The sequence below is a fragment of the Mesorhizobium sp. M8A.F.Ca.ET.207.01.1.1 genome (assembly GCF_004794715.1).
In the GTDB taxonomy this organism is placed as follows: Bacteria; Pseudomonadota; Alphaproteobacteria; order Rhizobiales; family Rhizobiaceae; genus Mesorhizobium.
Genome location: NZ_SRUS01000064.1, coordinates 1 through 503, shown reverse-complemented (window position 1 = coordinate 503; position 503 = coordinate 1). Strand labels below are relative to the sequence as shown.

Sequence of the window (503 nt, the reverse complement as noted above, 5' to 3'; positions counted from 1 at the left end):
TTCCGATCTCGCTGTTGTCGAAGCGCGACTTCACCGCCGCGGCCACGGTCCTGTCCAGGTCGGCGTCATCGAGCACCACGAAGGCATCGCTGCCGCCCAGCTCCATCACCGACTTCTTCAGCTGGCCACCGGCATTGGCCGCGATCGAGCGCCCTGCCCGCTCGCTGCCGGTCAGCGTCACCGCCTTCACCCGCGCGTCGCGCAGCACCTCGGCCGCCTGGTCGTTGTCGATGTGCAGCACGTCGAATACGCCCTCCGGCAATCCTCCATCACGGCACACGGCCAGGATCAGGTCAGCGCACTGCGGCACATTGCTGGCGTGCTTGAGCAGCGCCACGTTGCCGGCCATCAAGGCCGGTGCAAGGAATCGGAATACCTGCCAGATCGGGAAATTCCACGGCATCACCGCGAACACGCAGCCGATCGGCTCGTAGCGCACGTAGCTGCGCTGGGCTTCGGTGTCGATCAGCTGCGGCTTCAGATAGTCGGCCGCGTGGTCCGCG

At 66.4% G+C, this 503-nt stretch carries 1 protein-coding gene; it reads right to left on the bottom strand.

What is annotated here, in order from left to right; translation table 11 throughout:
• The coding region (locus EN850_RS33465) for an aldehyde dehydrogenase family protein (protein ID WP_136092928.1) at window positions 1–503 on the bottom strand (503 nt) is incomplete at both ends.